We start from the raw sequence: 23,491 nt of genomic DNA, 5'->3' as shown, positions 1-23,491 counted from the left end.
GTAAAAATTGACAGTGCCATCTCATCGGAGCAACGCATCAGCAGCAGATTGCTCCATCGGGATCTGCGCGCTGGTTCAGTGCGAGAGGGTGGCCCGGGAGAGGCTCCCGTGGCCATGACAGGAAGGGAGCCCCTGCCAGCCTGGCAGGGGCTCACGGGGCCACTCAGTGGCGGGGTTGCATGCCTGCTCGGGAAGAGGACGCCTGGGTCGGTCGCATCATCCTGTCCTGGGCTTGGGCGTTGTCGAGCTTGAACACCGCCAGTCGCTCGTCGAGGCTTCGGGAGAGACCGGCCAGCAGTTCGCTCTCCTGGGCCAACTGGGAGGCCGCCTGGGACATCTCTAGCGCCGAGTCGTTGATGCCGCTGACGTTGCGGTTCATGTCTTCCGCCACCATGCTCTGCTGCTCTGCCGCCGTGGCGATCTGGGTCGCCATGTCGCTCACGTGCTGGATGTGATTGACGATGAGGGAGAGATCCTGCCCCGCCTTCTCGGACTGGTTGACGCTGCTCTCCGCCAGCTTGCGGCTGGCGTCCATGGCGTTGGCGGCGGTGACAGCCCGTTGCTGCAACTGGGTGATGGTACTCTGGATCTCCTCGGTGGAGTGGCGGGTACGACTGGCCAGCTGGCGCACCTCGTCGGCCACCACGGCGAAGCCACGGCCCTGCTCGCCGGCCCGGGCCGCCTCGATGGCGGCGTTGAGGGCCAGCAGGTTGGTCTGCTCCGAGATGGCGCTGATGACCGCCGTCACCTCGCTTATCTGCATCACACCCTCCTTGAGCTGGTTGACCTGCGAGGTGGCCTGATCCACCTCGGTGGCCAGCGCCTGGATGCCGTGCACGCTGGCATGGACATCCTGGTTGCCGAGCCCGGCCTCGCTGGTGGCATCCTGGGTGTCACGGGCTGTGTTTTCGGCGTGACCCGCCACGTCGGCGATGGTGGCGCTCATCTCGTTCATGGCGGTGGCGAGCTGGGCGAGCTGATCCCGCTGACTGTTGACCGCCTGGTTGGTCTGTTCGGCGGAGGCGGCGATGCGCAGGGCGGCATCCGCCACGTTGCGGGCCCCCTGGCTCGCCTCCAGCAGGGCGCGGCGGATGGCATCCAGCCCCTGGTTGGTGGAGCTGGCGACGGCGCCGAGCTCATCCCTGCCCAGCACCGGGATGCTGACCACCAGATCGCCGGCCGCGACCCGGGCCATGGCCTTGTTGATCTCGGCCAGGGGATTGACGATGGAGCGGCTGATGGCGAGTCCCAGCAGCCCCATCAACAGGATCACCAGCAAGGTGGCGCCACCCATCCACTCATATTGCGACCACATGGTAGCCTCAATGTCCTGCAACAACACACCGGAGCCCAGGATCCAGCCCCAGGGCTGGTAGCCCGTCACCAGCGACATCTTCTGGGCCGCCTCGCCGGACGGGGAGACCCACTGATACTCCAGCCTGCCCTGGTGGCCGCCCTTGCCGAGATCCACCATGTGCTGCCAGTGGGACTCGGCAGGGTTGTCGCCCATCTGCTGGCCGACCAGCTCGGGTTTGGCGGGATGCACCACCACCCGACGATCTTCATCCAACACGAACAGGTAGTTGTCCCCGTCAAAGCGCATGCTGTCGAGCATGGCCTTGGCCTGTGCCTTGGCCTGCTCCGGGGGGAGGGTGGCGGCCAGAGCCTGGATCCGGCTCATGGCCAGATCCAGCACCGCCTGCAGCCTGGCTTCCCGTTCACTCATCAGATTGCGGTGCAGGGCACTGGCCGAGATGAGCAGCAGTGCGATGAAGCCGACCAGGGCCAGTGAGAGCAGCAGCATCAGCTTGCGACTCACGGCAATATCACCGAGCTTGAACATAGTCTTATCCTTACTTTCCCATGCGGGTCTGATTGTGGCCGAACTGCCGGCCGGACCTGATTGTTATTATTTTTAACATGTCATTAACTTTCAATGGGTTGCGGTGGAAAACAGCCAATTGAGCAGTTTGACAACCAGTATAGCCAGCAGACAGAAACCCTCGCTTTTGATAGCGTGATGGCGCGCATCCCGGCGCACAATTTGTCTACTCAATTTGCAAGAAGTGTGAATGGGTTGGCATTTCACCAAAAAGGAGTGGGCGCCCCGTGGTCGCCCCATAACAAGAGGGAAGTTATGAGTTCCATTGCCAGGAATTATCTCAACCAGCTCAATGCCGATTACCTGCAGGTGCACAGACGCAAGGAGGACCTGTTCTGGTCCACCTACATGGGCACCAGCGACGATCAGGCAGGCTTCACCGCGGCCGAACAGGCCTACAAGGCGTTCTGTGCCGATCCTGCCCGCCTGCCGGTGTTGCGGGAGATGCAGGCCCAGGCCGAAGAGGCGGATCTCAGGCGTGGTCTGGGGGGCTGGATCGCCTTCTTCGAGTGCAACGTCATCGAAGATCCCGGTGCCTCCGCCCTGATGGACGAGCTGGTGGCCGCCGAGGCGGATCTCTTCGCCCGTCGCAAGGGGTTGAAGCTTACCTTGCTGGACGAGCAGGGCCGCCAGGTGCCCGGCAGTCTGCCCGCCGCCAGCACGGCGCTGGCCGCCAGCAGCGACGAGGCGGTGCGCCAGAGCGCGCTCGCCATGTTCCACACCCTGGAGCAGTGGGTGGTCGACAACGGCTATCTGGCCATCGTCGCGCTGCGCAACCGCTTTGCCCGTGCCATGGGCTATCGCGACTACTTCGATTACAAGGTGCACAAGAACGAGCAGATGAGCCCGGAGCAGCTGTTTGCCATTCTTGACGACTTCATCGCCCGCACCGATGCCCGCTTGCACCAGAGTCTGGCGGAGCTGAAAGCGGCCAAGGGGGAAGCAGCCCTGCTGCCCCACAACCTGCGCTACAGCGTGAGTGGTGACGTGACCCGCCAGCTCGACCCTTACGTGCCCTTCTCCCGGGCGCTGAAGGATTGGGTCGAGAGCTTCCGCCGGCTCGGCATCCAGTACCGCGGTGCCACCCTCACCCTGGATCTGCTGACCCGGGAGGGAAAATACGAGAACGGCTTCTGTCACGGCCCGGTGCCGAGCTTCTGGCAGGATGGGGAGTGGGTGCCGGCGGTGGTCAATTTCACCAGCCTGGCCAATCCGGCCCAGGTGGGCAGCGGCTGGAGTGGGCTCAACACCCTGTTCCACGAGGGAGGCCACGCGGCGCACTTTGCCAACGTCACCGGCAACGCGCCCTGCTTCTCCCAGGAGTTTCCGCCCACCTCCATGGCCTATGCCGAGACCCAGTCCATGTTCTGCGACAGCCTGCTGGACGACGCGGACTGGCTCAAGCGCTACGCCAGAAACGCGGCGGGAGAACCCATCCCCGATGCGCTTATCCAGGCCATGATTGAAGCGCGCCAGCCATTTCGCGCCTTCAACGAGCGCCTGATCGCGCTGGTGGCCTACTTCGAGCGGGATCTCTACGCCATGGCAGATAGCGAGCGCACCCCGGCAGCCGTGCTGGCCCTGGCCCGCAAGTGGGAGCGCAAGATCCTGGGGGTGGATAGCCCGCGCCCGCTGCTGGCCATCCCACACCTTCTGAACCAGGAGTCGGCCTGCGCCTATCACGGCTATCTGCTGGCACTGATGGCGGTGGAGCAGACCCGCGCTTATTTCCTGAGGCGCGACGGCTACCTCACCGACAACCCGCGCATCGGGCCGGATCTGGCCGCCCACTATTGGGGACCGGGCAACGGCATGACCCACGACGAGACACTGCAGAGCCTCACCGGCGAGGGTTTCAGTGCGGTGCCGCTGGCAGAGGCGTGCAACCGGAGTGCCGCCGAGGCGTGGCAACAGGCGCAAGCATGCATGGCGGCCGCGCGGCAGCGCCCACCGGCAGGGGAGGGAACGCCCCTCGACGCCCATATCCGGGTGGTACACGGGGCCGAGCTCATCGCCGACAACAGCGAGTCCGAGGCGCGCATGCTGGCAGACTTCGAGGCCTGGATCCGGCGCCTTGAGACCGCCGAACCAGTGACCCTGGCCTGAGCCCTGTGTCGCACTGTCAAAAGAGCCCCATCAGGGGCTCTTTTTTGTGCGTTGAGATGGCCTGACCCCATGGCGCCAGCCTTGGATTGGTGGTGGACAGGCTCAAGTGTCCTTGACGGCGCTGCCCGCTGGTTTTTCTTCCTGCGCCATCTTCTAGGCCTTGACGATCAGCGCTGAGGCGCCCGGTTGCGGGCAATAGGCGACGCCCTGCCCTTGGCAGGGTGTCTGCATGGCGGGCTGACGGCCATTTCCCCCTGCTGGCCACAGATATGTTTCTCCCGATATATTGAGTATTCACGGCGATCCCATATCATGGCGCTCGCTCGCCACCAGAGGGTGGCGGCATTCAGATGATTTGCTAACAAGAGAGCCCAGAAGGCTCGCAGAGGGATGGATAGTGAGAGCCGTATTGCTGTGTTTGCTGGGGCTGTGGCCCGCGTTGAGTTTTGCCACTCTGTCCGCCGATATGGTGGTGGTGAAGAAGTCGAGTTACAGCCTGACCCTGATGAAGGATGGCAAGGAAGTGAAGCGCTACTGGATTGCCCTGGGCCCGGCTCCCAAGGGACACAAGCAGCGTGAAGGGGATCAGCGTACCCCGGAAGGTCGCTATACCCTGGACTACAAGAAGAGCAACTCCGGTTTCTACAAGGCCATTCACATCAACTACCCGAATCTGGACGACATCAAGCGCGCCAACGAGCTGGGTGTGAACCCGGGCGGCATGATCATGATCCACGGCCAGCGCAACAGCCTGGGGGATCGCAGGGTGCAGCCGTCCAACTGGACCAATGGCTGCATCGCGGTGCTGAACCACGAGATGGACGAGATCTGGAACGCCATCGAGCCCGGCACTCCCATCATCATCGAGCCCTGATCCTGTCTGCCAACGCCCGCTCTCATGCGGGCGTTGCATTTGTCGCAGACCATGACGTGACACTGCCTCCTGCGCCGTGCTAGTTTTTCCGGTTCGCATTGGCTGTGACAAGGATGATCCCATGATGTCGGAAACCCGCCTCCCTGTGCCCGAGCGCACGGGGGCGCTCTGGTGGCGTGCCACCCTGGATATGCTCCCGCTCTCCATTTCCGTCATCCCCTGGGGAATACTGTGTGGCGCCCTGGCGCTTCAGGCGGGTATGAGCCCGCTCCAGGCACAGCTGATGTCGCTGCTGGTCTATGCGGGGGCGGCCCAGCTCTCGGCCACCACCTTGTTCGGGGCGGGGACGCCGCTGCTGCCCATCATGGGCTCCACCATGGTGATCACCTCCCAGCATCTGCTCTATGGCTTCACCTTCCGGCGCGACGTGCTGCCGCTCTCCCTGCGCTGGCGGGCCAGCCTCGCCTTCTTCCTGACCGACGAGATGTTTGCGGTGGCGCTGAAAGACAGGGAGCGCAGCGGCGCCTTCAATCCCGCCTATGCGCTCATCGCGGGCTTTGTCTTCTATCTGTTCTGGAACCTGGCGACCCTGCTCGGCATCGCCGCCGGCCAGTACATTGACGGGTTGGACAAGATGGGGCTCGACTTTGCCATCGCCGCCACCTTTATCGCCATGACGCTCCCCGCCATGAAGAACCTGCCCATGGTGGCGGCCACTCTGGTGAGCGGCGGGACGGCGCTCGTCACCAAGCCGCTGCTGGCGGAGATCCATATCATCGTCTCGGCCCTGGCCGGCATGGTGGTGGGCTATGTATTGCACCGGATGAGGAGGTGATCATGGGCTGGCTGATGATAGGGCTGCTGGCCCTGATCACTTTCTTCAACCGTTTTGCCTTCTTCTCGCGGTTGACCCGCTATCAGCCGGGGGCCGAGATGGGGGCTTTCCTCAGCTTCTCGGCCCAGTCGGTGCTGACCGCCATCTGGCTGCCCATCGTCTTCAGCTATGAGCCCGGCCGCGGGCTGGACTGGGATCCGGACTACCTGGCCGCCACCCTGCTGGTGACGGTGCTGACCCTGCTGCGCCTGCCTACCCTGGTGGTGGTGGTCGTCGGCATGGGGGGCTTCTTCCTGCTGCGCTGGCTGGGGGGCGTGGCCCTGTTCTGGCCCTGGTGAAGGGCGTGCCGTGATCCGGTATGGCGGATGTCTTGATGGGATATCCGCCATGTTGGGAATGTCACTTCAAAAAAGGCCTCTCAAGTGTGAGGATTTTGGTTCCACCCGCCACGGAGTGAACCATGTCCTTCACCGAAACCTGCCAGCGCATCGTGCGCGACCCTCTGCTCTCACCGGCCCAGAAGGGTCGGGCCCTGGCGCTCGCCGCCGAAAACGCGTTGCCTTACCCCGAGTTGCCTGCCGCCGTGCAGGATGCCATGGCACAAGGGGTGCTGTGCGACATGTTCGAGGGGCACGCTCCCCACAAGCCGCGCTACGTGCTGCCGGATTACGAGCGGTTTTTGCGACAGGGCTCGGCCTGGCTGGAGCTGGCGCCACCGCGTGACTTCGACGAGGCCCTCGATGCCCTGCGCATCCTCTACCACCACGTGCCCTCCGTCACCAGCATGCCGGTCTGGCTGGGGCGCCTCGATCACCTGCTGCTGCCCTTCGTCGGTGAGCTGGATGATGAAACGCTCCATCGCAAGCTGAAGGCCTTCTGGATCTATCTGGATCGGGTGCTGCCGGATGCCTTCATGCACGTCAACATCGGCCCCGACGACAACCGGATCTGCCGGCTGATCCTGCGCATCGACAGGGAACTCCAGCAGGTGGCGCCGAATCTCAGTCTGTTCCACGACCCGGTGCAGACACCGGACAGCCTGTTGCTGCAAGGGGTCGAGAACATCTCGGCCTGCAGCAAGCCCCACATTGTCAACTATCCGCTGCACAGGGACACCTTCGACGAACGCGGCTTTGGCATCGTCAGTTGCTACAATGCCCTGCCCCTGGGGGGCGGTGCCAATACCCTGGTGCGCCTTTCCCTCAAGGGCGTGGCCGGGCAGAGCGCAGGGGTTGAGGATTTCATGGCGCGCACACTGCCTCACTATTGCGAGCAGGCCTCGCGGCTCATCGAGGCGCGCGCCGCCTTCCTGCACCGGGAGTCGGGTTTCTTCGACAGCTTCCTGGTGGAGGAGGGGCTGATCGAGGAGACGCGCTTCGTCCCCATGTTCGGCATCTTTGGCATGGCGGAGGCGGTGAACCTGCTGATGGAAAAGGGAGGCTTGCCGTGGCGCTATGGCCATGACGATGAGGCCAACCAGCTTGGCTATCGCATCTCGGCCCGCCTCTCCGAGTGGGTGGCCAGGAGGGGCCAGACCCATGCCTGGGGCGGCCGTGCCCTGCTCCACGCCCAGGGGGGACTCAGCGTGGACAGGGGCGTGACCCCGGGGGTACGGATCCCCTATGGCGAGGAGCCGGATCCCGCTAGTCACCTGCTGGCCCTGGCGCCCCACCACGGCTTTTATCACTCCGGGATCAGCGAGATCCTGACCCTGGATCCCACCATACGCCAGAACCCGCAGGCGCTGCTGCAACTCTGCAAGGGGGCCTTCGCCCTCGGCATGCGCGAATTCAGTGCCAACGTGGCGGACAGCGATCTGGTGCGGGTGACCGGCTATATGATCCGCAAGAGCGACGTGGCACGCTTCGCAGAGGAGGGGTCGCGGCTGCAGACCACCAGCCTCGGCGCCGAGGCGAGCGAGCTGACCGGGATCCGCCAGCGGGCACCGCGGGTGGTGGCTATCGAGACCCTCTTGAATGAGCACTGAGAACGGCATGCAGAAGGGGGCCGAGCTCAGGGCGATGGTGAGCCGCTGGCTGCCCTTCTCCTGCGTGGACGGCCCCGGCAACCGGCTGGTGCTGTTTTTGCAGGGCTGCAACTTCCGCTGCCCCGGCTGCCACAACCCCCACACCATGGGGTTGTGCGATCACTGCGGTGACTGCGTGCCCGGTTGCCCGGGCAGAGCCCTGGCGATGCAGGAGGGGCGGGTGAGCTGGCAAGCCGAGCTTTGTACCCACTGCGACCGTTGCCTCGATGTCTGCCCTCGCCACGCCAGCCCCAAGACGCGCCAGATGTCGGTGGCCGAGGTGCTGGCCCTGCTGCGCCGCTATGGCCCGCTGCTCACCGGCGTCACCGTCTCCGGCGGGGAGGCGACCACCCAGTTGCCGTTCGTGATCGCCCTGTTCACGGCCATCAAGGCTGCGCCGGATCTGGCCCGTCTCACCTGCCTGCTCGACAGCAACGGATCCCTGGGAGAAACGGGTTGGCAGCGGCTGTTGCCGGTGCTGGACGGCGCCATGATAGACCTCAAGGGGTGGCGCGAGCCTGTGCATCTGGCCCTGACCGGGTGGGGCCGCGAGCGGGTGCTGGCATCGCTGCAACTGCTGGCGCAGGCGGGCAAGCTGGCGGAGGTGCGGCTGTTGCTGGTGCCGGGGCGGAGCGATTTTCTCGATGCCACCGGCGCGCTGGAGGAGGCGTTGACGACCTTTTTGCTGTCGCTGGGGCCCGTGCCCATCCGCCTCAACGGCTTTCGCCACCACGGGGTGCGAGGGGAGGCGCTGTCATGGCCAGAAGCCGGGTCGGCTGACCTGACAGTGCTGGCCAACGCATTGAAGGCCAAGGGGTTTGGGTCGGTGATGCTGCCTGCGATCTGAGCTCTGCAGCACGTCGGGATGCTGAGACCCGATATGACGCAACTGTGAACTCTGTCTATAGGGGCTGTCCGAGGGGACGGCTAGAATGGGCAAACCGTCCATCACCAACAGATACCCATGAGTGAATCCAACGCCCTTTATCGAGTGCAGTTCATTTGTCACAGCGAGCGTTACGAAGTCTATGTAAGAGAGGTGAATCAGGGCCAGCTGTTTGGCTTCATCGAGATCGCCCACTTCGTGTGGGACAACCACACGGCGCTCATCGTCGACCCCAGCCACGAGAAGCTGAAGAGCGAATTTGCCGACGTCACCCGCACCCTTATTCCCATGCACCACGTGCTGCGGGTCGATCAGGTGCGCAAGCAGGGGGCCGCCCGCATCACCGAACTGGGCAACAACGTCACCTCTTTCCCAGGCCCCATCTATACCAAGAAGCCCTGAGTCCTGCCGCCAGGTATCATTGTGGGGCGTCCAGCTCCCGGGCCAGTTGCAGGATGCGCTGACGGAACCAACGCAGGGCGGGATCTTCCCCCAGGGGGCCATACCACACCAGGCTGTGGGTCACGGCGCCGTAATCGAAGGGGACAGGGCGGCTCACCAGGCCCTGGGTACAAGCCCGGGTAGCCCAGCCCTTCACGGCCGTGAGAATGAGATCGCTCTGGCGCAGCAGGGCGGCGGCGCTGCCAAAATCCGGCAGGGTGGCCCCCAGTCTGCGCCGTACCTGGCGCTGGGCCAGACTCTGCTCGAAGAAGGGATCGGCCAGCTCCTGATCGCGAATGGCGATGTGGCGCCAGCTCAGGTAGGCATCGAGATCCCAGGGGCGCGTCAACGCCGGATGATCCGCGCGCATCAGGCAGACCAGCTCATCCTCCCGCAAGGTTTCCCAGACGAGGCCGGGCTGATTGACCCCGGGCTGGCTCTGATCGTGGGGCAGGATCACGAAGTCGAGCTTGCCCGCCGCCAGAGCAGCTAGTCCCTGCTCGTCCTTGTTACGCACGACGGGCATCAGCCCCGGCACCTCCTGCATCAACTGACCCAGTACGGCCCCCATGGGCCAGATCATGCTGCTCTCCCGCATCGCCAGGTTCAGCTCCCCCTGCCAGTTGGCAGGGGCAAATCCTTCCTGGCTGGTGAGGCCGTTGAGCTCCCCCAGCAGGCGGCGCAGCGTCGGGCCGAGGCGTTCGGCAAACGGGGTCAGCAGCAACTGGTTGCCCTGGCGGTAGAGCAGTTGATCCCCCAGCAGTTCGCGCAACTGGTTGAGGGTCTTGCTGACGGTGGAGGGGGTGGTGCAGAGGCGCTCGGCGCTGCGGGTGACACTGCGGGTGTCGAGCAGCAGATGCAGGGTCACCAGGTGGCGACCGCCGAGGCGGGAGAGGGCAATGAGATCCATCACGGTTCCACGGGCAAGGGGACAAACGAAAAGCCCCGCCTGAGCGGGGCTTGCGGGCTTAGCCCTTGAGCACGGCGGCCATGGCGTCGGCCACGTAGTCGACGTTGCGGCTGTTGAGGCCCGCCACGCACATGCGACCGGAGCGCACCAGGTAGACGGCGAACTCTTCCCGAAGGCGGTCCACCTGCTCCGGCGTGAAGCCGGTGTAGCTGAACATGCCGCGCTGGTTGATGAAGTAACTGAAGTCGCGGCCCGGCACCTTGGCACTCAGCACCTCGAACAGCTTCTGGCGCATGGCCTTGATGCGGGTGCGCATCTCGGTCACCTCAGCGACCCACATGGCGTGCAGTTCGGGCTGGCTCATCACAGCCGCGGTGATCTGACCGCCGTGGGTGGGGGGGCTGGAGTAGTTGCGGCGCACGGTGGCCTTCATCTGGCCCAGCACCCGGCTCGCCTCTTCGGCATCCTGGCAGATGACCGACAGGCCGCCGCAGCGCTCGCCGTAGAAGGAGAGGTTCTTGGAGAAGGAGTTGCTGACGAAGAAGCTGACACCGGCGGCCACCATGGCGCGGATGGCATAGGCATCCTCTTCCAGCCCGTCACCGAAGCCCTGATAGGCGATGTCCATGAAGGGGATCAGGTTCTTCTCGACCACCAGGGCGATCACCTGGTCCCACTGGGCACGGGAGAGATCCACCCCGGTCGGGTTGTGGCAGCAGGGGTGCAGCAGCACGATGCTTTTCGCAGGCAGGCTGCTCAGGCAGTCGATCATGGCGTCGAACTGCACGCCGCCGGTGGCCGCATCGTAATAGGGGTAGTCGTGCACCTTGATGCCGGCCCCCTCGAACATCGCCTTGTGGTTGTCCCAGGTGGGATTGCTGACCCACACCTCGGAGGTCGGGAAGTAGCGCTTGAGCAGATCGGCACCGATCTTCAGGGCGCCGGAGCCGCCGATGGTCTGGATGGTGGCGATGCGACCCGCCTTGACCGCTTCGTGCTCGGCGCCAAACAGCAGGTGCTGCACCGCAGTGCGGTAGTTGGCGGCGCCTTCCATCGGCTGGTAGGAGCGCGGGGCCGGGGCGGCGGCGCGCTGTGCTTCGGCCTGCTGCACCGACGGCAGCAGCGGAATGCGGCCCTGCTCGTCGTAATAGAGGCCAATCCCCAGGTTCACCTTCTGCTCGCGGGTATCTTTATGGAAGGTCTCGACTAGCGTCAGTATGGGGTCGCCAGCATAGGCATCGACGTGTTCAAACATGGGGGGTCCTTGAAGTTGACTGTCCAATTCGGCCGGCCATCAGCCGGGCCGATATGATGGCGCAATCCAGAGGTGGCCTCAAGTTGTTCGAGATGGCGACAGGGCTGACAAAGTCTGTCGCAGTGGTAAGCGCGGGGCCCTTGCCAGGATCCTGCATCCCGTCTGCACGTTCCCCCCATTTTGTCAGAGAAGGCTGCCTTATCGGGATCGTTTGGATAATATATGGATACATACGGCCCCTCTCATTCCCCTTACACCCATCCGGGGGAGTCAGGTTCAGCGCCACCTGAGACAAATTAATAGTTGCATAATAGTCAGGCTATTCTTTTGACAACCATTGCAGTGTGCCCGGCCCCTTCGGGGGGCCCACGATAACAGGTGACTCATCGCCGATGACCCGACACGTTTCTGATGCCGATTCTCCCTGGCTGGACTGGCACGGCCTGGGTGGCTGGAATGTCTATTTTCTTGCCAAGTTCGCCCTGCTCTGGGGGGGATATCTCAACTTCCATCCCCTGATCAACCTGGTGTTTGCCGCCTTCCTGATCTTTCCCCTGCCAAGGGCCGGGTGGCGCCGTGCGCGGCACTGGCTGGCGTTGCCGGTGGGGGCGGGGATCTTCTATCACGATACCTGGTTGCCGGGGATAGAGAGCATTCGTTCCCAGGGCAGCCAGGTCTTCTCCTTCACCCTGGATTACTGGACGGAGTTGCTCGGGCGTTTCATCAATTGGGAGATGGTCGGCGCAGGGTTCGTGCTGCTGACGCTCTATCTGTTCATCGCCCAGTGGCTGCGCTTCACCCCCTGGATCCTGCTGGCGCTGCTCTGGCTCTGGGTCTCGCCCCAGGTGAGCAATCCCTTCGCGAGCAGCAAAGGGACGAGCGAGCATGCCCTGAACACGTCCCGGGAGGAGACCCGCTCTTCAGTGCTGCCCATGGAGGAGCAGCTTGACCAGAGTGCCCCGCCGACCAACGAGAACCTCAACGCCTATCTCGATGACTTCTATCGGGAGGAGCAGGAGAGACTGGTGCACTTCCCGGAGAGCCTGCCAGCCCAGGCGACCCCCTTCGATGTGCTCATCATCAATGTCTGCTCCCTGGCCTGGCATGACGTGGAGGCGAGCGGCCTGAGCGGGCATCCGGTCTGGTCCCACTTCGACATTCGCTTCAACCGCTTCAACTCCGCCACCTCCTACAGCGGCCCAAGCTCCATTCGCCTGCTGCGGGCCAGTTGCGGGCAGACCAGCCACCAGGGGCTCTATGTGACGGCGCCGAAGCAGTGTCTGCTGTTCGAGAACCTTGCCCAGCTCGGCTTTGCCAAACAGGTGGCCATGGATCACTCGGGGGATTTTGGCAATTACCTGACCGGCCTGCAGCAGTATGCCGGGCTGGATGTGACCCCCATGGACAAGAAGGGACTGGCCCATGATCTCGCCTCCTTCGATGGCGAGCCCATCTATCGCGGGGATGCTCTGTTCGACCGCTGGCTGAACGAGCGGACACAGAGTCAGGCGGCACGCAACGTCACCTTCTTCAACCTCATCGCCCTGCACGATGGCAACCGCTATGTGGCGAGCCGCCAGATAGCGCCCTACAAGGCGAGGCTCAAGACCCTGCTGGATCAGCTGGACGACTTCATGACGACGCTGGAGCAATCCGGCCGCAAGGTGGCCGTGGTGATGGTGCCTGAGCACGGCGCCGCTCTCACCGGCGACAAGATGCAGATGGCCGGGCTGCGGGACATTCCCAGCCCGAGCATCACCCAGGTGCCGGTGGGGGTTGCCCTGCTCGGTACCAAGGCGCCCCACGAGGCGACCCGCAACGTGGACACCCCCAGCAGCTTCCTGGCGGTATCAGAACTGGTCTCCAGGCTGGTGGGGAGGGATGTGTTCGGGAGCGAGACCATTGATTGGGATGCCCTGCTGGGCGATCTGCCGCAGACCCCGTCGGTGTCCGAGAACCAGGGCTCGGTGGTGATCGAATATCAGGGCAAGTACCACATCAAGCTGGGGCAGGGGGACTGGGTCCCCTATCCCCAATGAGACCGGAAGTGACGATGCGCAGCGAACGGCAATCAGACATGCAGACCCCCTTCGGCGTCCCGGTGGAGGGCACGGTGATCAATGACGTGGCCATGGTCCAGCAGGCCTTTGGTGTCAGCCTCTCCTATCAGGATATTGCCGCCAGGGAGCGGCTCGCCGCCTTGTGCGCACGCTTCCCCCTGCTGGCGGAGGTGGCAGTGAAAGGGCCCGAGGGGACTGGCGAGGGGAGGTCTGCATGAAGGCGATCGCCCTGCAGGGGATCCGGGGAGGCGTGGGGACCACCGCCATCGTGGCCGGACTGGCCCAGGCTGCCCATGAGCAGGGGGCAAGGGTGCTGGCGGTGGATCTCTGCCCGGACAACCAGCTTGGCATCCACCTTGGCCTGCCCCATGACGATCCGGGAGGCTGGAGCCGGCTGACCCAGCCGGCGCGGGAGTGGCGAGGTGCGCTTCACCGCCGGGAGGAGGGACTGGATCTGCTCTCCCATGGCGGGGGGGAGGGGGCGTCGGCCGAGTGGCTGGCGGGGATCGATGGCTATGATCTGGTGCTGCTGGATCTGCCCCTGGGCATGGCCCCCGTCATCCCCTGCAGGCGCTTGCTGGTGGTCAATGCGGATGCCAACTGCCATGTGCGGCTTCACCGCCACCCCTGGGCGGCCGATGAGCGTCTGCTGGTGACCCAGTTCTCCAGCCAGCGGGCCCTGCAGCAGGGGTTGCTGGATCTCTGGCTGGCAGGGGGGCTCCCTCTGCTCAATCTTCATCTGCACAGGGACGAAGCCATGGCGGAGGCCATGGCCGCCAAGCTGCCGGTCGGCCGCTATGCCCCCACCAGTCTGGTTGCCCACGAGCTGGCCGCCCTGGCGACCTGGTGTCTGGCAGAGGGGGAGGCCCCCCGATGAGAGTGCGGCTGCTGACGCCGGCTGCGGGCCTCTGGTGCTCGCAGCGCTATCGCGCACTGCGTGAGCGGGGGGCTTCCCGCCCGGGGGCGGCCGCATTGACCCTGGGCTGGCTGCTGGCCTGGGCTCTCTTCCCCCTCGAGCGTCATGGCTGGCAATGGGTGCTGGGCCATGCCCGGGGGCTCTATCCCCAGCTGACGCACCCCCGGGTGGGGGATCCCCTGCGCGTTCTGTTGCAGAGCCTCTGGATGATAGTGCGTCGCCCACAGCCCATCCCTCTGCGCTGGCCTGCCTCCTGGCAGCGGATCTGGCATAGGGGCACTCAGGCTCTCGGGGGCTTCCTGGCCCGCCAGGAGGAGAAAGGGCTGGCCGCCGCCAGGGCCACGCCCCGCGAGGCGCGCTGGAAGAGCGTGCTGCTCTGCGTGGTGGCCGGGAGCCTCTCCCTGCTCTGCGTCACCCTGCCGTTCACCCTGCAGGCGCAACTGGTGTTCGTCCTCCTGCTGGCGGCCATGGCCTTCATCCTGCGGGCTGTGCCGGGCCGTTATCCCATGCTGATGATGATGGTGCTCTCCCTCACCATCTCCTGCCGCTACATCTGGTGGCGCTACACCTCGACCCTCGACTGGTTCGACCCCGTCAGCCTGGCCTGCGGCCTGCTGCTGCTGGCCGCCGAGACCTATGCCTGGCTGGTGCTGCTGCTCGGCTACTGGCAGACCGCATGGCCCCTGCACCGCCCCCCGGCACAACTGCCGGCGGATCCGGCCCAGTGGCCCAGCGTGGATCTGATGATCCCCACCTACAACGAGGATCTCGCCATCGTGAAGGGGACTGTCTACGCCGCCATGGGGCTCGACTGGCCCGCCGACAAGCTGACCATCTGGCTGCTTGACGACGGGGGCGGGCGGCGTTTCGCGATTTCGCCGAGGAGGCCGGGATCCGCTATGTGGCCCGGTCGACCCATGAGCACGCCAAGGCGGGCAACATCAATCACGCCCTCAAGATGGCCACCGGGGATCTGGTCGCCATCTTCGACTGTGACCACCTGCCGACCCGCTCCTTCCTGCAGATGACGGTGGGCTGGTTCTACCGGGATCCCCGTCTGGGCGTGGTCCAGACCCCCCACCACTTCTTCTCCGCCGATCCGTTCGAACACAACCTGCAACGGTTTCGCAAGATGCCGAACGAGGGGGCCCTCTTCTACGGCCTGGTGCAGGATGGCAACGATATGTGGGACGCCAGCTTCTTCTGCGGCTCTTGCGCCGTCATCAAGCGCACCGCCCTTGACGAGATCGGCGGCATCGCGGTGGAGACGGTCACCGAGGATGCCCACACCTCCCTGCGGCTGCACCGCCTCGGCTACACCTCGGCCTATATCCGGATCCCGCTGGCGGCGGGGCTGGCCACCGAAAGCCTCTCTGCCCACATCGGTCAGCGCATCCGGTGGGCGCGCGGCATGGTGCAGATCCTGCGTCTGGACAACCCCCTCTTCGGCAAGGGGCTCAAGCTGGGGCAGCGGCTTTGCTACTTCAATGCCATGCTGCACTTCCTCTCGGGCATACCGAGGCTCATCTTCCTGACGGCGCCGCTCGCCTTCCTGATCCTGCACGCCTACATCATCTATGCCCCGGCGGCGGCCATCGCCCTCTACATGTTGCCGCACATCTTCCACAGCGCCCTGACCAACTCCCGGTTGCAGGGCAAGGTCCGCCACTCCTTCTGGGGCGAGGTCTATGAGACGGTGCTGGCCTGGTACATCGCCAGGCCGACCACGGTGGCGCTCTTTGCACCCCACAAGGGGACGTTCAACGTGACCGCCAAGGGGGGTATGACGGAGGAGGTGTTCCTCGATCTGTCGGTCTCCCGCCCCTATCTGCTGCTGATCCTGCTCAATCTGTGCGGGCTGGGGTTCGGTCTCTGGCGCATCGGCACCGGCCCTGCCGACGAGGTGCCGACCCTGATCCTCAGCATGATCTGGACCCTCTACAACATGACCATACTGGGCGGCGCCCTGGCGGTGGCCTTCGAGTCGCGGCAGGTCCGTGCCAATCCCAGGGTGGAGATGGTGATGCCTGCGGCCATCAGGCTGGCGAACGGTCACCTCTACCCCTGTACCGTCAGGGATTACTCCAACGGGGGGGTCGGGGTGCTGCTCGAGGCGCCCCTGCCCCTGGCCGACAAGGAGAGGGTCTGGTTGCTGCTGCGCCATGACCAGCGGGAGCAGGCGTTCGCCGCCAAGGTGCAGCGGGTGTTCGGCTGCAAGCTGGGACTGGAGCTGGAACCCATGGCGCAGGCACAGCATGTCGAGTTCATCCAGTGCACCTTCGCCCGGGCCGATACCTGGTCCCTGTGGCAGCAGCGTCTGGGCAAGGATCGCCCCCTCCACAGCCTGATCGACATTACCCTGCTCGGCTGGGGAGCTTACTGGCGTCTGGCCCGTACCTCACCCATCGGCTTTGTTTGTATCCTCCTCGAGAAGCTGGCTCGCTGGCTCCTCTCCTTCGTTCCCCGTCGCGTCTCCCCAGATTTCCGGGCCGGGACTCCGACCTCACAGACAGTGAAAGGATGATGAAACCACAACGCTACCTTATTCCTCTCCTGCTGATGGCACAGGGTGCGACCGCCGCCGAGGTCGTCGGCCCCCTGCCGCCCGTTCCCGCTCCGGTGCGCACCCAGGGGATGAGCTTCGAACAGATGGCATCATCGCCAGGCACCCTGTCCCTGCGCGGCAATGCGCCAGACGGACTGGCCGACTTCACCGTGCGGCGGGACGAGGTGGTGACCCGGGCCACCCTGGATCTGAACTTCACGCCATCGCCCTCCCTGCTGCCGCTCATCTCCCAGGTCAAGGTCTATCTCAATGACGAGCTGATGGGGGTGACGGCCCTCAACCAGGATCAGATGGGGACGATGACCCATGCCAGCATCGAGCTGGATCCCCGCTATGCCAAGGATTTCAACCGCCTCAAGGTGAGCTTCGTCGGCCACTATCGGAAAGTGTGCGAGAACCCGGCGAGCGATACCCTCTGGCTCAACGTCAACCGGGACAGCAAGCTGACCCTGCAGTTGCAGACCCTGCCGGTGCGCAACGAGCTCTCCTTCTTCCCCATGCCGTTCCTCGACGTGCGGGACAATGGCAAGCTGACTCTGCCCATGGTGTTCACGGGCTCAGTGCCCCCGGAGCAGCAGCAGGCGGCGGCGGTGTTGGCCTCCTGGTTCGGCACCAAGGCCCAGTGGCGTGGTCAGCATTTCCCGGTGCTCATCAACCAGTTGCCGGATCGCAACGCCGTGATCTTTGCCACCAATGACGCGCGCCCCGATTTCCTGGTGGACTATCCCGAGGTGAAGGGGCCCACCATCGACATGATCAGCTCCCCCGACAATCCCTATGTGAAGCTGCTGCTGATCCTGGGGCGGGATCAGCAGGATCTGCTGACGGCGGTGCAGGGGCTGGCGCGAGGCGATGTCATGCTGCGTGGTCAGAGCGTCATGGTGGACGAGGTGAAGCCGCTCTCGCCGCGTCAACCCTACGATGCCCCGAACTGGGTGCGACTGGATCGCAAGATGCGCTTTGATGAGCTCACGGAGTACCCGGGCCAGTTGCAGGCAACGGGACGCACGCTGTGGCCCATGAGCCTGACGCTGCGCCTGCCGCCGGATCTCTATCTGCTGGGGGAGAACGGCATCAGGACGGAGCTGAAGTATCACCATACCTCGCCCACCCTGCGCGACGGTTCCCGGCTGGATGTGGGGGTCAACGGCCAGCTCATGAAGTCGTTCACGCTCGAGCCCGGCGAGATCAAGAGTGAGCGGTTGCTGACTCTGCCGCTCTGGTTTGCCGACGACGGCGACACCATGGCGCTGCGCATGCCCGGGCTCAAGACCACCCAGGCCAACAGCCTGAGCTTCTCGTTCGAGTATGCCCAGCAATACATGGGAGGAACGGAGGATGGCCGTTGCGACCTGGTGATGCCGCCAGCCCATCAGGTGCGCATCGACGAGGGCTCCACCATCGACTTCACCGGCTATCGCCACTTCATCGAGATGCCCGATCTCAAGGCGTTCGCCTATGCCGGCTTCCCGTTCAGCCGGATGGCGGATCTCGCCGACACCCAGATTGTCATGCCGGCCAGACCCCATCCCGGGCAGATCACCACCTTGCTCGATGCCGTCGGTGCCATCGGGGCCGAGACCGGGTATCCGGCGCTCTCCCTGCAGGTTCTGGACGACTGGGAGCGGGCGCGCACTGCGGATCGGGATACCCTGCTCATTGGCACCCTGCCGGAGGAGTTTCGAGGGGATCTGGCTCCCGACGCCCTGCTGCAATCCACGCGCAGCTGGGTCAACGAACCAACACGCCAGCACAAGGGGGATTTGCTGCACACCATGGCCGATCGCCAGCCCCAGGCCCGGGTGGGCATGACGGGCAACCGGGCCATCGCCGTCATCCTGGGGCTGCAATCGCCGACCCATGATCAGCGCAGCCTGGTCGCACTGCTGGCGGATGGACCGGCGGGGGTCACATTGCTCAATGATGCCCTGCAGACCCGGACCCTGCGCGATCAGGTGGCAGGCTCGGTGGCCATCATCCGGGAATCCGGGGTGAAGAGCCTGGTGGTGGGGGATCGCTACGAGGTGGGTTACCTGCCGTGGTGGGAGCGTCTCTGGCAACTGTTTGCCCGTTATCCGGTGCGTCTTGCCGGGCTGACCCTGCTCTGCATGCTGGTACTGGGCTGGGGCCTGCGGGTGCTGCTTGCCAGTGCCAGCCGCCGCCGTCTGAAGGAAGATTAAGAGATGACTCAGATGAAAAATGTCTGTGGTGCCCTGCTCCTCTGGGCCCTTTGTTCCCTCCCGGCGCAGGCCGTCTGCCACTGGCCGGAGTGGGATCACTTTCGCCAGCACTACATCAGCGAAGAGGGCAGGGTCATCGACCCTGCCGACGGGCGCCGCATCACCACCTCGGAAGGCCAGAGCTATGCCCTCTTCTTCGCCCTGGTCAACGATGACAGGGAGACCTTTGCCCGCCTGCTCGACTGGACGGAGCGGCAGCTCGCCCGCGGGGATCTGACCGGCTTCCTGCCATCCTGGCTCTGGGGCAGGCAGCAGGACGGCAGTTGGGGCGTGCTGGACGCGAACAGCGCGTCCGATTCGGATCTCTGGATCGCCTACAGCCTGCTGGAGGCGGGTCGCCTGTGGGACAACCACAGCTACTCGGCCCTCGGCACCCTGCTGCTGCGGCGTATCGCCCGGGAGGAGGTCGCCACGCTGCCGGGTCTTGGCCCCGTGTTGCTGCCCGGGGCGAAAGGCTATGAGGGGGAGGGACGCTGGACCCTCAACCCCAGTTATCTGCCCCCACAACTGCTGGCCAGATTCGCTTCCTTCAAGGGGCCCTGGGGCGAGATGCGGGCCCTCTTGCCCAAATTGTTGCAGGAGAGTGCGCCCCGTGGCTTTGCCCCGGACTGGGTGGACTGGCAGGCCGACAAGGGGTGGCAGGTGACGGCGGACAAGGGCGACACCGGTGGCTATGACGCCATCCGCGTCTATCTCTGGCTCGGCATGTTGAGCGAGGAGGATCCCGCCAGGGCTTCCCTGGTGGCCCACTTTGCCCCCATGCTGGCGCAGCTGACCGAATCGGGTCATCTTCCCGAGCGGGTATCCAGCCAAAGTGGTCAGGTTCAGGGCAAGGGGCCGAGCGGCTTTGCCGCCGCCCTCCTGCCCCTGTCACGGGGCTTGCCGGCGCAGGTCACCTTGCGCAAGCAGGTCTCCGATCACGGGCTGGATGCGGATGCCTACTACGGCAGCGTGCTGACCCTGTTCGGCGCAGGCTGGGATCAGGGGCGTTATCGCTTTGCCGCCGACGGTACCCTGCAGCCGGATTGGAGCGAGTCATGTCAGGCAGAGTGACCCTGGGGTGCCTGCTCGCCTGCCTGATGAGCGGAGCCCTGGCGCAAGGGACGGTACAGCCGGTGGCCTGGCTGCTGGAGCAGGTCAGGATTGGCGAGGCCCGTGGGCGGGAAGATCTCGTCAGCAACAGCCTCTATTCCCTCTCCCTGGTGGAGCCTGATCATCCGGAGCTGCTGGCAGCCCAGGCCCGTCAGGCCCTGCGCCAGGGCAAGGTCAAGGAGGCCGGGGCACTGCTGGCCCGCCTTGGCAAGCAAGACCCCGACTCTGCGCTCTATCGTCAGGGCATGGCCAACCTGGCCCTGAACGAACCGGCCAGGCGCCAGCAACTGCAACAAGCCAGGCTGCTGACCAGCGCCGGCAGGCTGGAGGAGGCCGAGCGTCTCTATCGCTCCCTGTTCTCCGGTGATCTTCCCCCCAATCTCGACGTGGCGGTGGATTATGCCCTGTTGCAGACACGGATCCCGGCCATGAAGGCGAAGGGGCTGGCGGCCCTGGAGGCACTCAACCGGCAATATCCGGGTGAGCCCAGAGTGCGGGGCGGGCTGGCTCGCCTCTATCTGGCGGAGGGTCGGCGCCAGGGGGCGCAGAACCTGTTGCGCGAGATGGCGCGAGATCCCTATCAGCGGGACGAGGCCGCCGAGATCTGGCTCGCGGACATCGAATCCCTGCCCATCGGTCCCGGGAGCATCGCTGCCTTGCAGGAGTACATGGTGCTCTTTGGCGAAGGGGATACCACCAAGGCGGAACAGCTGCTCGCTACCCAGGAGGAGAAGTGGGCCTCGCCTGCCTATCGCGCACGCCAGTCGGCGCTCGCAAGCACGGCGGGAGGTGGTGCCTCCATCTCCCGCTTGCAGCGTGCCCTGGCTGCCAACCCGGGGGATCCCGAACTCATGGGGGCCCTGGGGCAGGCCTACTCCCGCAACGATCAGCGAGCGCTGGCCATCGCCCAGTTTGAACGGGTGCTGGCACACCCCGAGGTGACCGACAAGGACAAATGGCGCAGCCTGCTGGCCACCAACCGCTACTGGCTGCTGGTGAGCCAGGGGCGCAGCGCCCTGGAACGGGAGCAGTGGGATGAGGCGGCGACCCTGTATCGCCGTGCCATCGCCCAGGATGGGCGTGAGCCCGAAGCCTGGCTGGGGCTCGGAGACAGCGAGCGTGGCCGCCATCGCGATGCCGACGCGGAGTCCGCCTACCGCAAGGCGCTCGCGATGGGGAGCGCGCGGGAGCGGGCACTGGCCCGCCTGTTCGATCTCTACAAGGAGCAGGATCCGGCGCGTGCCCTGGCCCTGCTGGAGCAGCAGGGCACCCCCGGGATGCAGGCCGAAGGGCGGCGGCTCAAGGCCGGGCTGTTGCAGGAGGAGGCCGATCAGCTCGATCGGGCCGGCAAGGTGGCGGCGGCGCTGCGCCTTCGCGAGCAGGCACTCGCGCTGACCCCGGAAGAGGTGTGGCTGGCCTATCGAGTGGCCGATACCCGGGCCCGCCTCGGGGAAGCCGGGAGCGGGGAGCGGCTCTTGCGGGAACGGCTGGCGGCGCGGCCCCAGGACGCCACCCTGCGCTACGCCACCGCCCTCTATCTCTCGGGGCAGGACAAGACGGTGGAGGCGAGAGGGGTGCTGGCCGCCATCCCTAGGTCCGGCTGGACACAGGACATGAATGCGCTGGATCGGCGCCTCGCCCGTGACGAGGTGCTCGCCAGGGCGAGGGCGCGTCACGAGGCTGGGGATGATGAGGGGGCCGAACGCCTGCTTCAGCCGTTGCAGCCGGATGAAGAGGCGAGTCTGATGCTGGCGGAGTGGGCCACGGATCGGGGGGCCTATGCACTGGCGGAGCAGCGCTATCAGGAGGTGCTTGCCCGCACGCCGCAACAGCCCGAGGCCAGGCTTGGCATGGCCGAACTGGCCCAGGCCAGGGGCGATCTGGCAAAGGCCCGTCACTGGCTGCCCGCCTGGCCGGTCAGCCCGCTGCCCCCGGAGGGGGCCAACTACTACCGCCGGGTAGCCAATCTCTATCAGGCGCTGGGAGAGGGCGAGACAGCCCGCGCCATCTTCACCGACTACGAACCCCTGGTGGCGATGCAACCAGCCTCCCAGCAGACGGCGCTGTTCTGGCGCGATGCCGCCCGCCAGCGCGTTGCCGAGCATGATGTGGAAGGGGCTCTGGTGCGGGATCGCAAGGGGCTGGTGGCCGCAGGTCTGGCCCCCCGCGAGGATCTGGAGGGGGGCGAGCTGACCCGGCTGGCACGCAGTCAGGATGGGGAGGGGTGGCTGGCATCCGGCCTGCGCAGCGATCTTGACAGACATTACCGGCAGAGTCAGACCACCTTCTCCCTCGACAGCGATTACTGGGGCTCCAGCGGTACCGGGGGCTACTCGGATCTGCGGGCGCTGACCCAGATGGCGCAACTGGATACGCCGCTGGCCGGTGGTACCGTCTTCGGCCGTCTTGAACTGGTCGACATGGATGCCGGAGATCTGCCGGACTCCCCTTACCGGGCGCAGTTCGGTACCTGCGCGGCCAGGGACTGTCGCGGGGACGCGCACCAGCAGAGCCGGGGCACCACCCTGGCGGCAGGCTGGCAGCGGGGGGCCTGGGCGTTCGATCTGGGGACCACGCCCCTCGGTTTCGAGGTGGTGGACTGGGTCGGGGGCGCCACCTTGACCGGTGACTGGCACACGCTGGGGTGGGGGATGACCCTCTCGCGTCGGCCCGTCAGCAGCTCGCTGCTCTCCTATGGGGGAACGGTGGATCCGGGCACGGGCATCAGCTGGGGCGGGGTGCGGGCGAACGGGGTCCGCCTCGATCTCAGCCGGGATCTGGGAGGGGCAGTCGGGTTCTGGGGCAGCGCCCAGCAGCACCTGCTGACCGGCAAGAACGTGCCCGACAACTGGCGCACCCGGCTCATGGGAGGGGGCTATTACAAGTTCGTCAACGAGACCCATCGCCGTGCCAGCGTGGGGCTCAGCACCATGCTGTGGCACTACCAGCAGGATCTGGGGGGCTATACCCTGGGGCAGGGGGGTTATTACAGCCCGCAGGGGTACTTCTCGCTCTCGGTGCCGGTCAGCTACCGGCAGCGTACCCCGGACTGGTCGTGGGAGCTGGGGGGATCGGGATCCTGGTCCTACGCCCGAACCGACGACAGCCGTCGCTACCCGCTGGAAGGCCTGCTGCCCGCCGGTTTGCCAGACAGAAATGCGCCTGTGAAAGGGGGCAGTAGCAGTGGATTCGGCTACACCCTGAATGGCGTGGTGGAACACAGGCTGACGGAACACTGGCGCATCGGTGGCCGGGTGGACATCCAGCAGGCGGATGACTATGCCCCCAGCCATGTCACCCTGTTCCTGCGCTACACCTTCAAGCCCTGGCAAGGGGATCTCGACATGCCGCCAAGGCCTCTCACTCCCTACGCGGACTTCGACTGACAGGGGCGCCCGTCAT

At 65.3% G+C, this 23,491-nt stretch carries 17 protein-coding genes; 14 read left to right on the top strand and 3 right to left on the bottom strand.

The window, feature by feature from the left end:
* Positions 1-163: 163 nt before the first annotated feature.
* Positions 164-1,843, bottom strand: coding sequence for a methyl-accepting chemotaxis protein (locus AB5Y50_RS16600; RefSeq protein ID WP_368163091.1), 1,680 nt, complete (start codon positions 1,841-1,843; stop codon positions 164-166).
* Between the two features lie 294 nt (positions 1,844-2,137).
* On the opposite strand from AB5Y50_RS16600, the gene AB5Y50_RS16595 reads away from it, so the two are divergent.
* The 7 genes from AB5Y50_RS16595 to AB5Y50_RS16565 all read left to right on the top strand — a co-directional run bounded on the left by AB5Y50_RS16595 (position 2,138) and on the right by AB5Y50_RS16565 (position 9,011).
* Positions 2,138-3,988 carry a M3 family metallopeptidase gene (locus AB5Y50_RS16595; RefSeq protein WP_049635963.1) on the top strand — a complete coding sequence of 617 codons (1,851 nt, stop codon included), beginning with the start codon at positions 2,138-2,140 and terminating at the stop codon, positions 3,986-3,988.
* A 397-nt stretch (positions 3,989-4,385) separates the two neighbouring features.
* Entirely contained in the window at positions 4,386-4,862 is a 477-nt protein-coding gene (locus AB5Y50_RS16590; RefSeq protein ID WP_029313677.1) for a murein L,D-transpeptidase family protein, read from the top strand.
* A 121-nt stretch (positions 4,863-4,983) separates the two neighbouring features.
* On the top strand, positions 4,984-5,697 hold the full coding sequence (locus tag AB5Y50_RS16585) for an AzlC family ABC transporter permease (RefSeq protein ID WP_049635962.1): 714 nt from the start codon (positions 4,984-4,986) through the stop codon (positions 5,695-5,697).
* Between the two features lie 2 nt (positions 5,698-5,699).
* Entirely contained in the window at positions 5,700-6,035 is a 336-nt protein-coding gene (locus tag AB5Y50_RS16580) for an AzlD domain-containing protein (protein WP_049635961.1), read from the top strand.
* A 122-nt stretch (positions 6,036-6,157) separates the two neighbouring features.
* Entirely contained in the window at positions 6,158-7,684 is a 1,527-nt protein-coding gene (locus AB5Y50_RS16575) for a YjjI family glycine radical enzyme (RefSeq protein WP_049635960.1), read from the top strand.
* Positions 7,685-7,721: 37 nt separating this feature from the next.
* Entirely contained in the window at positions 7,722-8,570 is an 849-nt protein-coding gene (locus tag AB5Y50_RS16570) for a YjjW family glycine radical enzyme activase (RefSeq protein WP_049635970.1), read from the top strand.
* Positions 8,571-8,687: 117 nt separating this feature from the next.
* A complete protein-coding gene (locus tag AB5Y50_RS16565; RefSeq protein WP_010672837.1) occupies positions 8,688-9,011 on the top strand; it encodes a DUF1820 family protein in 324 nt (107 codons plus the stop codon).
* Between the two features lie 16 nt (positions 9,012-9,027).
* Here AB5Y50_RS16565 and AB5Y50_RS16560 read toward each other — a convergent pair whose 3' ends face one another.
* Together AB5Y50_RS16560 and AB5Y50_RS16555 are read right to left on the bottom strand one after the other, a co-directional pair.
* Positions 9,028-9,960, bottom strand: a complete 933-nt coding sequence (locus AB5Y50_RS16560; RefSeq protein WP_042014579.1) for a LysR family transcriptional regulator — start codon at positions 9,958-9,960, stop codon at positions 9,028-9,030.
* Between the two features lie 58 nt (positions 9,961-10,018).
* Positions 10,019-11,215: an amino acid aminotransferase gene (locus AB5Y50_RS16555; RefSeq protein ID WP_319874212.1), complete on the bottom strand. Its 1,197-nt coding sequence runs from the start codon at positions 11,213-11,215 to the stop codon at positions 10,019-10,021.
* A 392-nt stretch (positions 11,216-11,607) separates the two neighbouring features.
* On the opposite strand from AB5Y50_RS16555, the gene bcsG reads away from it, so the two are divergent.
* The 7 genes from bcsG (at position 11,608) to bcsC (ending at position 23,475) form a co-directional block, all read left to right on the top strand.
* Entirely contained in the window at positions 11,608-13,254 is a 1,647-nt protein-coding gene (bcsG, locus tag AB5Y50_RS16550; RefSeq protein ID WP_368163090.1) for a cellulose biosynthesis protein BcsG, read from the top strand.
* Between the two features lie 14 nt (positions 13,255-13,268).
* Positions 13,269-13,493, top strand: coding sequence for a cellulose biosynthesis protein BcsR (gene bcsR / locus AB5Y50_RS16545; RefSeq protein ID WP_010672842.1), 225 nt, complete (start codon positions 13,269-13,271; stop codon positions 13,491-13,493).
* Complete coding sequence (gene bcsQ / locus AB5Y50_RS16540) at positions 13,490-14,152, top strand: cellulose biosynthesis protein BcsQ (protein ID WP_319890625.1); 663 nt, start codon at positions 13,490-13,492, stop codon at positions 14,150-14,152. Before bcsR ends, bcsQ begins: the two co-directional genes overlap by 4 nt.
* A gap of 940 nt (positions 14,153-15,092) precedes the next feature.
* Complete coding sequence (locus AB5Y50_RS16535) at positions 15,093-16,715, top strand: glycosyltransferase family 2 protein (protein WP_368163089.1); 1,623 nt, start codon at positions 15,093-15,095, stop codon at positions 16,713-16,715.
* Positions 16,712-18,937 carry a cellulose biosynthesis cyclic di-GMP-binding regulatory protein BcsB gene (bcsB, locus tag AB5Y50_RS16530; protein ID WP_368163088.1) on the top strand — a complete coding sequence of 742 codons (2,226 nt, stop codon included), beginning with the start codon at positions 16,712-16,714 and terminating at the stop codon, positions 18,935-18,937. Before AB5Y50_RS16535 ends, bcsB begins: the two co-directional genes overlap by 4 nt.
* A 3-nt stretch (positions 18,938-18,940) precedes the next feature.
* Positions 18,941-20,050: a cellulose synthase complex periplasmic endoglucanase BcsZ gene (bcsZ, locus tag AB5Y50_RS16525; protein WP_049635953.1), complete on the top strand. Its 1,110-nt coding sequence runs from the start codon at positions 18,941-18,943 to the stop codon at positions 20,048-20,050.
* On the top strand, positions 20,035-23,475 hold the full coding sequence (gene bcsC / locus AB5Y50_RS16520; RefSeq protein ID WP_080988546.1) for a cellulose synthase complex outer membrane protein BcsC: 3,441 nt from the start codon (positions 20,035-20,037) through the stop codon (positions 23,473-23,475). Before bcsZ ends, bcsC begins: the two co-directional genes overlap by 16 nt.
* Positions 23,476-23,491: the final 16 nt, after the last annotated feature.

This window comes from Aeromonas sp. s6 (genome assembly GCF_040907815.1).
Classification (GTDB): Bacteria; Pseudomonadota; Gammaproteobacteria; order Enterobacterales; family Aeromonadaceae; genus Aeromonas; species Aeromonas caviae.
This window is presented reverse-complemented; position numbering and strand designations above follow the sequence as displayed.

Bases quoted from the DNA above. Each gene is read 5' to 3' on its own strand.
- bcsC (WP_080988546.1), top strand. From the start codon at position 20,035: ATGTCAGGCAGAGTGACCCTGGGGTGCCTGCTCGCCTGCCTGATGAGC.
- bcsR (WP_010672842.1), top strand. From the start codon at position 13,269: ATGCGCAGCGAACGGCAATCAGACATGCAGACCCCCTTCGGCGTCCCG.
- AB5Y50_RS16585 (WP_049635962.1), top strand. From the start codon at position 4,984: ATGATGTCGGAAACCCGCCTCCCTGTGCCCGAGCGCACGGGGGCGCTC.
- bcsQ (WP_319890625.1), top strand. From the start codon at position 13,490: ATGAAGGCGATCGCCCTGCAGGGGATCCGGGGAGGCGTGGGGACCACC.
- AB5Y50_RS16575 (WP_049635960.1), top strand. From the start codon at position 6,158: ATGTCCTTCACCGAAACCTGCCAGCGCATCGTGCGCGACCCTCTGCTC.
- AB5Y50_RS16565 (WP_010672837.1), top strand. From the start codon at position 8,688: ATGAGTGAATCCAACGCCCTTTATCGAGTGCAGTTCATTTGTCACAGC.
- AB5Y50_RS16600 (WP_368163091.1), bottom strand. From the start codon at position 1,843: ATGTTCAAGCTCGGTGATATTGCCGTGAGTCGCAAGCTGATGCTGCTG.
- bcsB (WP_368163088.1), top strand. From the start codon at position 16,712: ATGATGAAACCACAACGCTACCTTATTCCTCTCCTGCTGATGGCACAG.
- AB5Y50_RS16595 (WP_049635963.1), top strand. From the start codon at position 2,138: ATGAGTTCCATTGCCAGGAATTATCTCAACCAGCTCAATGCCGATTAC.
- AB5Y50_RS16560 (WP_042014579.1), bottom strand. From the start codon at position 9,960: ATGGATCTCATTGCCCTCTCCCGCCTCGGCGGTCGCCACCTGGTGACC.
- AB5Y50_RS16555 (WP_319874212.1), bottom strand. From the start codon at position 11,215: ATGTTTGAACACGTCGATGCCTATGCTGGCGACCCCATACTGACGCTA.
- AB5Y50_RS16580 (WP_049635961.1), top strand. From the start codon at position 5,700: ATGGGCTGGCTGATGATAGGGCTGCTGGCCCTGATCACTTTCTTCAAC.
- bcsG (WP_368163090.1), top strand. From the start codon at position 11,608: ATGACCCGACACGTTTCTGATGCCGATTCTCCCTGGCTGGACTGGCAC.
- bcsZ (WP_049635953.1), top strand. From the start codon at position 18,941: ATGACTCAGATGAAAAATGTCTGTGGTGCCCTGCTCCTCTGGGCCCTT.